General features: G+C 69.9%; 6 protein-coding genes. 4 read left to right on the plus strand and 2 right to left on the minus strand.

Going from position 1 to position 6,763, the window contains the following annotated elements:
- Positions 1-18: 18 nt before the first annotated feature.
- The 4 genes from kdpC to Taqua_RS11330 all read left to right on the plus strand — a co-directional run bounded on the left by kdpC (position 19) and on the right by Taqua_RS11330 (position 4,939).
- Positions 19-606 carry a potassium-transporting ATPase subunit KdpC gene (gene kdpC, locus Taqua_RS11315; RefSeq protein WP_043689643.1) on the plus strand — a complete coding sequence of 196 codons (588 nt, stop codon included), beginning with the start codon at positions 19-21 and terminating at the stop codon, positions 604-606.
- A gap of 124 nt (positions 607-730) precedes the next feature.
- On the plus strand, positions 731-1,534 hold the full coding sequence (locus Taqua_RS11320; RefSeq protein ID WP_165908687.1) for a TorF family putative porin: 804 nt from the start codon (positions 731-733) through the stop codon (positions 1,532-1,534).
- Between the two features lie 25 nt (positions 1,535-1,559).
- Complete coding sequence (locus tag Taqua_RS11325; protein ID WP_144326738.1) at positions 1,560-4,250, plus strand: sensor histidine kinase; 2,691 nt, start codon at positions 1,560-1,562, stop codon at positions 4,248-4,250.
- Positions 4,247-4,939 carry a response regulator gene (locus Taqua_RS11330; protein ID WP_144326739.1) on the plus strand — a complete coding sequence of 231 codons (693 nt, stop codon included), beginning with the start codon at positions 4,247-4,249 and terminating at the stop codon, positions 4,937-4,939. Before Taqua_RS11325 ends, Taqua_RS11330 begins: the two co-directional genes overlap by 4 nt.
- 755 nt (positions 4,940-5,694) lie before the next feature.
- Here the strand turns inward: Taqua_RS11330 and Taqua_RS11335 are convergent.
- Positions 5,695-6,045 (minus strand): type II toxin-antitoxin system RelE/ParE family toxin, encoded by a 351-nt coding sequence (locus tag Taqua_RS11335; protein ID WP_144326740.1) that lies wholly within the window; start codon positions 6,043-6,045, stop codon positions 5,695-5,697.
- Positions 6,042-6,323 (minus strand): type II toxin-antitoxin system ParD family antitoxin, encoded by a 282-nt coding sequence (locus Taqua_RS11340; protein ID WP_062196849.1) that lies wholly within the window; start codon positions 6,321-6,323, stop codon positions 6,042-6,044. The genes Taqua_RS11335 and Taqua_RS11340 overlap by 4 nt, the downstream gene beginning before the upstream one ends.
- Positions 6,324-6,763 lie beyond the last annotated feature (440 nt).

The raw sequence follows: 6,763 nt of genomic DNA on the forward strand, positions 1-6,763 counted from the left end.
TTGGAACGGAGCTCGTCCATGAACACCTTGCGAACCCTTGTGCGTCCTGCCCTCGCGCTCTTCGCCGTACTGGCCGTGATCACCGGACTCGTCTATCCCCTGGCGCTCACCGCCGTGGCCCAGGGCCTGATGCCGGTGCAGGCCAACGGCAGCCTGATCGAGCGCAACGGGCAGGTCGTCGGCAGCCGGCTGATCGGTCAGGCCTTCGACGACCCCAAGTACTTCTGGGGCCGCCCCTCGGCGACCGCGCCCGTGCCTTACAACGCGGCCGCCTCCAGCGGCAGCAACCTCGCGCCGAGCCATCCGGCGCTGGTGGACGCAGTGCGCGCGCGCATCGAAGCGCTGCGCGCGGCCCAACCGGAGACGACGCAGCCGGTGCCGATGGAGCTGGTGACCGCCTCGGCCAGCGGGCTCGACCCTCACGTCTCGCCCGAGGCCGCGCGCTGGCAGATCCCGCGCGTGGCGCGCGCGCGGGGCATGACGCCTGCGGAACTCGACGCGCTCGTGCAGGCGCATACCGAGCGGCCATGGCTGGGCCTGATCGGCATGCCGCGCGTCAATGTGCTGGCGCTGAACCTTGCGCTCGACGCGCGTCCGCCACGGTGACGCCCGCGCGCTGATTCACAACCCACTGCGTCCTTCGCAGACCGCCCGCAGGGGCGGTCAGGGGATGTCTTTTCCTTCGCTCCGGTCGGCGCCCGCCGGCCGTCGGACCCACAGGAGTCTTTCGATGCATCACTTCGCTTGCACGCTGCGTCGCCTCGCCGGCCTGTCGGCCGCGGCGCTGGCCCTCGCGCCGGGTCTGGCCTGGAGCCAGTCCGGGGACGAGAACCGCGACGCGTCCGCCGTCACGGTGTCCGGCACCGCCACCCTGACCAGCGACTATCTGTTTCGCGGGCTGACCCAGACCGGTGGCAAGCCCGCGGTCCAGGCCGGCGTGGAACTCGGCGGCAAAGCCGGCTTCTATGCCGGGTCGTCGGGATCGAACGTCGGCTGGCTTCAGGACTACCAGGGCTATCGTGCCGGCAGCCTGGAGCTGGATCTCTACGGCGGCTGGCGGTTCAAGCCCGATGAGGCCACGACATTCGACGTCGGTCTCATTCACTACCGGTATCCGGGCAGCCGCCCGGCGGGCGTGGTGCGCGCCGACACGACCGAGCTGCTCGTGGGCGCCGCATGGCGGCAGTTGGCCGCCAAGCTCTACGTCAGTGCCGGTGACACCTTCGGCTTCGACGCGCCCGCCGGCAGCACGTACCTCGACCTCTCGGCGGCGGTGCCGATCGGCGACGGGCCGTGGACGATCGACCTGCACGCGGGCCGACAGCGTTTTCGCGGTGCGGCGGGCCCGTTTTCGTACACCGACTGGAAGCTCGGCGTCCGCTACGATGCCTCGACGATCGGCCCCGCCTGGAACGGCACGACCGTGAGCCTGCAGTACACCGACACCAACGCCGACCGCGCGCTGTGGACCGACCTCAATGGCGTCAACATGGGACGAGCGCGCCTGTCCGTCATCCTGACGCGTAGCTTCTAGGCCCTTGCGGCATGATGGAGGGCCCATGAGCCGACCTCCCGACCGCCCCGATCCCGACCGCCTGCTCGCCGAAGTGCAGGCCGATGAGGCGCGCCAGCGGCGCGGCCGGCTCAAGCTCTTCTTCGGCGCCTGTCCGGGCGTCGGCAAGACTTACGCGATGCTGCAGGCGTTGCACGAGCGCCAGCGCGAAGGCGTGGCGGTGTGCGTGGGCATCGTCGAGACCCATGGCCGCAAGGAGACCCAGGCGCTGCTCGAAGGATTGCCGGTACTGCCGCGCAAGCGCCTCGAGTACCGGGGCCGCGAGCTCACCGAGTTCGATCTCGATGCGGCGCTGGCCTCGTCGGCCGCGCTGATCGCGGTGGATGAGCTGGCGCACACCAACGCCCCCGGCAGCCGCCATGCCAAGCGCTGGCAGGACGTGGAGGAGCTGCTCGCGGCCGGCTTCGACGTCTACACCACCGTCAACGTGCAGCACCTGGAGAGCCTGCACGACGTGGTGGCCGCGATCACCGGCGTGCGCGTGCGCGAGACGGTGCCGGACCGCGTGTTCGATGCCGCCGACGACGTGACCCTGATCGACCTGCCGGCCGCCGACCTGATCCAGCGCCTGCGCAACGGCAAGGTCTATCTGCCCGATGTGGCGCAGTCGGCCGTCGAGCGCTTCTTCCGTCCCGGCAACCTGATCGCCCTGCGTGAACTGGCCCTACGGCGGGTGGCCGACCGCGTGGATGCCCAGATGCGCGCGCAGCGCACCCGGGAGGATCCCGGCCGCGTCTGGCCGGCGCGCGAACGGCTGCTGGTGGGACTGGGCGGCGCGCGCGATGCCCCGGTGGTCCGCGCGGCGGCGCGGCTCGCGTCCCGGCTGGAGGCCGAATGGATCGCCGTGTACGTGGACCGGCTCGACGATCGCGCCTCGCGCCAGGAGCGGGAAGCGGTGCTCGAGCTGCTCGGCGAGGCCCGTCGGCTGGGCGCCGACGTCCTGACCCTGGCCGGCGACGATGTGCCGGCCTCGCTCGTGCGCTGCGCGCGGGAGCGCAATGCCAACCGCATCGTGCTGGGCGCGGCCGCCGAGGCCTCGGGCTGGCGCCGCCTCTGGACCGCCCTGCGCGGCGACCTGGCGAGCGCGGTGCAGCGACGGGCGCCGGAGGTGGACGTGGTGCGCATCGGCGTGGCGGCGGGCCGTCCCGGCGCGGCGGTGCAGGCACGGCCGGCGCTCGGCGCGCCGGACCGGGAGCCTCGCACCCGTCACCCGCTGGCCTGGGCCGCGGCCGCCTGTGCCCTGGCCACCGTCGTCGCCTGGCCGCTCGCACGGGTGTTCGATCTGGCGAACATCGTGATGGTGTACCTGTTGGCGGTGGTGCTGGTGGCGCTGCGGGCTGGACGCACGGCCGGCGCCCTCGCGGCCTTGCTGGCGGTGCTGTGCTTCGACTTCTTCTTCGTCCAGCCGCAGTTGTCGTTCGCCGTCAGCGACACGCAGTACCTGCTGACCTTTGCCCTGATGCTCGCCGTCGCGCTGATCATCGGCCAGCTGACAGCACGGCTTCGCTTTGCCGTGCTGGCGATACGCGAGCGCGAACGGCGCAGCGCACTGCTGACCCGCCTGGCCAATGCCTTGTCCGGTGCGCTGGAAAGCGAACGGATCGTCGAGATCGCCGAAGAGACCGTGGGCGCGCACTTCCAGGCCGCCATCACGGTCGTGCTGCCCGACGCCGGGCACCGCGTGCGCCCGGCGCGGCCGGAACGATCGGTGGACGTGAGCATCGCGCAGTGGGTGCTCGACCACGGGGAGAGCGCGGGCGCCGGCACCGGGACGCTCGCCGCGGCCCCGGCGCGCTATCTGCCGCTGAAGGCGCCGATGCGCGTGCGCGGCGTCCTCGTCGTCGCCCCGCGGGCGGAGCCGCCCTGGCGACGGCCCGAGGATCTGGAAACGCTGGAAGCCTGCGCCGGGCAGATCGCGGTGGCGCTGGAGCGCGTGCACTTCGTCGAGGTGGCGCGCGACACGCTGGTGCAGATGGAGGGAGAACGCCTGCGCAACACCCTGCTGCTGTCCCTCTCGCACGATTTGCGCACCCCGGTGGCCGGGATGCTCGGCACCGCCGAACTCGCCCTGCAGCGCGGCGCCGAGGGGCCCACCCGCCCCCTGCTGCAGGCGCTGGTCGAGCAGGCCCGGGCCATGCAGTCGCTGCTCGACAACCTGCTGCAACTGGCCCGACTGCAGTCCGGCCAGGCGCGCCTGGACCGACAGTGGCATGCCCTGGAGGAGATCGTCGCCAGCGCGCTCGGTCACGTCCGCAGCGCCTGCGCCGGACATGGGCTCGAGGTCCGGCTGGCGGCCGGCCTGCCGCTGGTGGAGGTGGATGCCCTGCTGCTCGAGCGCGCCCTGGTCAATCTGCTGGACAATGCCTGCAAGCACACCCCCGCCGGCTGCCGCATCGCCGTGGACGCGCGGCTGGATCCCGGCGGCACCTTGGTGATCGAGGTGGCCGACGATGGCCCCGGCTGGCCCGGCGACGACCCCAGCCGCCTGTTCGCGCCGTTCCAGCGGGGTGCGGCGGAGTCGCCGATGACCGGCATGGGCCTGGGACTGGCGCTGGTGGAGCGCATCGCCGCCCTGCACGGCGGACGCGTGGAGGCGCGCAAGCGCGAGCCGCAGGGCAGCGTGTTCGCCTTGCACCTGCCGCAGCGGCCGGCGCCGCAGGAAGGAGTCGAGACGTGAGCACCGATGCCCCGGGCGGCCATGTGCTGCTGATCGAGGACGACGCGCCGATCCGCCGCTTCGTCCGGCTCGCACTGGAGTACGCCGGCTACAGCGTGAGCGAGGCCGAGAGCGTCAAGCGGGGCCAGATCGACGCCGCCACCCGCCGGCCCGACCTGCTGATCGTGGACCTCGGCCTGCCTGACGGCGACGGCAAAACGCTGATCACCCAGGTGCGCGGCTGGTCCCCGGTGCCGATCCTCGTGCTGTCGGCGCGCGACCAGGAGCGCGAGAAGGTCGCCGCGCTGGATGCCGGGGCCGATGACTACCTCACCAAGCCCTTCGGCATCGACGAACTGCTGACGAGGCTGCGCGCGCTGCAACGCCGGCTGCAGCCGCAGGCGGCCGAGCCGGTCTGGCGCTTCGGCGACGTCGAGGTGGACGCGCGCACCCACGACGTGCGCCGGCGCGGCGAGACCGTGCACCTGACCCCGATCGAGTTCCGGCTGCTGGTGACGCTGCTGCGGGCGCAAGGCGCGGTGCTCACCTACCGCCAGCTGCTCACCCAGGTCTGGGGGCCGGGCCACGCCGAGCGCACCCATCACCTGCGCGTGCACATGGCCAATCTGCGCCGCAAGCTCGAGGACGATCCGGCGCAGCCGCGCCATCTGCTGACAGAACTGCAGGTGGGCTACCGGCTGGTGGTCTAGCAGCAGCGGCGATGAGGCGCAGCAAGCGCGAACGACCCCCAGCATCGAGGACACGGATCGTCCTGATGTCCGCTGGATCGTCGTGGATCGAAGGGGGCCCGCATCGGCGCGGCTCGGGGATCGAGCCGAGCGGCCGCATTGAGTGCGCTGACGAGGGGACACTGATGCTCCATGGCGAGGAGGCGGACCGGGGCTTGGGTCGCGTGCGGTGAGAGCGTGCGCCGCGCAGCGCCAGGAGTGCATTTGCTTGGCACACCGAGCCGCGGTAGGCTCTTAACTTCGGAAGGGTGCCCGTTGAGCTACCGCGATGGGCCGGGGTGACCCGGCCCTTCGTTTTTTCTGCAGGCCATCACGCCGTCGTGGCCCGTTCGACTCCACGCCGCCTACCACTCACACACCCCAACCTGCGCGCGTAAGGGCTTGATCGGCCAAGCACTCGTCTCACGAGTCCTCGCGAGACCGGCAGAGAACACACCCGCTCAGAGAGGCGGAAATGACCGAAACGGGAGGCGCGGCTACCGCCAGCGCTCGCGAGGCCTTACTCGGAAGCCGCGCCAACACTGGCGTTGCGGGCAAGAAAAAAGGCCAACCGAGATCGGTTGGCCTTGGGGTATTGGTGGTGCAGTCAACCACCGATTTCGAACTCATTTTCCAAACCCCTGCGCAATCCTTCGGGCCAGTGCGGAAAGTTTCGGGCGTTTGTCCGTTTCACGCCGCCCCCGCAGGAGCACGCTGTAGCCCCGCTGCTCACGGTCTCACTGGATTTCAGCGTCATCGTTCGGCCAATGCCTCGACAGATCCATACTGTCGTGAAGCAGGCGGAGCACCTCGATGACTCGCCCCGGGGCAACCCGGAACACGACGAAGTGACGGCCCTTTCTGCCCTGCCGCGCCACATGCAGGGTGCGAATGCCGGGCGCGATGTCGTCCCTCGCTTTGGCCCCCAGGATGTCGGGCCCCTCGTGCAAGGCCTCGATGGCTTGTGTCACGGTGTCGACGTAGTACCCAGCCTGCCGGGAACCGAAGCGCTCCGCCGTCCACGCCGCGATGTCGAGCAGATCGGCCTCGGCACTGGCGACCAGGCGAACGCGCCACGGCTCGCTCATGCTTGGGCGAGCGTTTGGGCTGTCACGGCCTTCAGGTGAGCGCGCAAGGATTCCTTGGTATCGAACGTCTTGTAGCGTCCCGCTTCGATATCGGCGATGCCCGCCTTGGCGGCGGCGCGCAGCGCTTCGAGGCGGCTGGCGTCCTCGGCCTCGCGTTGTTCGACAAGACGCAAGCCCTCGCGCAGCACTTCGCTGGCGTTCTGGTAGCGGCCGCTGGCGACCAAATGCTCTACCAGCGCGGCCTGGTGATCGGTGAGGACAACATTGCGCGTCGGCATGACGATCTCCTTGCAGGAAAGATTGGCATAGTATGCCAACCCTACACCCGGAGTGCAATCCCGATGGGTCACTCCACTGGGGGCTCCGCTGGGGGTAACCCGCATGCACGGCCCCCCGTCGCAGCCTCGCCAATGCAACATTTTTGATACATCCCCGCGACAATATGCCATCTTGCTATTGACAGCCCCCCCATTACAATTAGTCGCCCCTGAAATATTCATAACCTCATGATTTTTCGTGTGTTATTGTCTGTTTGCGAGTACAATTTCCCCCAGATTTGATGGTCTGATGCGCCGTTTTCTGGGAGTTTTTCGATGTTTGCCTGCCCCGCCACCGAGGACTTCTTCCGCGCCCGGCTCGATCAGATGATCGACCTGCGCCATCCGCTGGCGGTGTTGTCCTCACGCATGCCGTGGCAGGAGTTGGAAGCAAGGCTGTC

Origin of the sequence: Tepidimonas aquatica (assembly GCF_007556585.1) — a bacterium.
In the GTDB taxonomy this organism is placed as follows: Bacteria; Pseudomonadota; Gammaproteobacteria; order Burkholderiales; family Burkholderiaceae_C; genus Tepidimonas; species Tepidimonas aquatica.

What these genes read in the sequence shown, in the direction of transcription:
- kdpC (WP_043689643.1), top strand. Translation starts at nt 19, where the DNA reads ATGAACACCTTGCGAACCCTTGTGCGTCCTGCCCTCGCGCTCTTCGCC.
- Taqua_RS11320 (WP_165908687.1), top strand. Translation starts at nt 731, where the DNA reads ATGCATCACTTCGCTTGCACGCTGCGTCGCCTCGCCGGCCTGTCGGCC.
- Taqua_RS11325 (WP_144326738.1), top strand. Translation starts at nt 1,560, where the DNA reads ATGAGCCGACCTCCCGACCGCCCCGATCCCGACCGCCTGCTCGCCGAA.
- Taqua_RS11335 (WP_144326740.1), bottom strand. Translation starts at nt 6,045, where the DNA reads ATGAGCGAGCCGTGGCGCGTTCGCCTGGTCGCCAGTGCCGAGGCCGAT.
- Taqua_RS11340 (WP_062196849.1), bottom strand. Translation starts at nt 6,323, where the DNA reads ATGCCGACGCGCAATGTTGTCCTCACCGATCACCAGGCCGCGCTGGTA.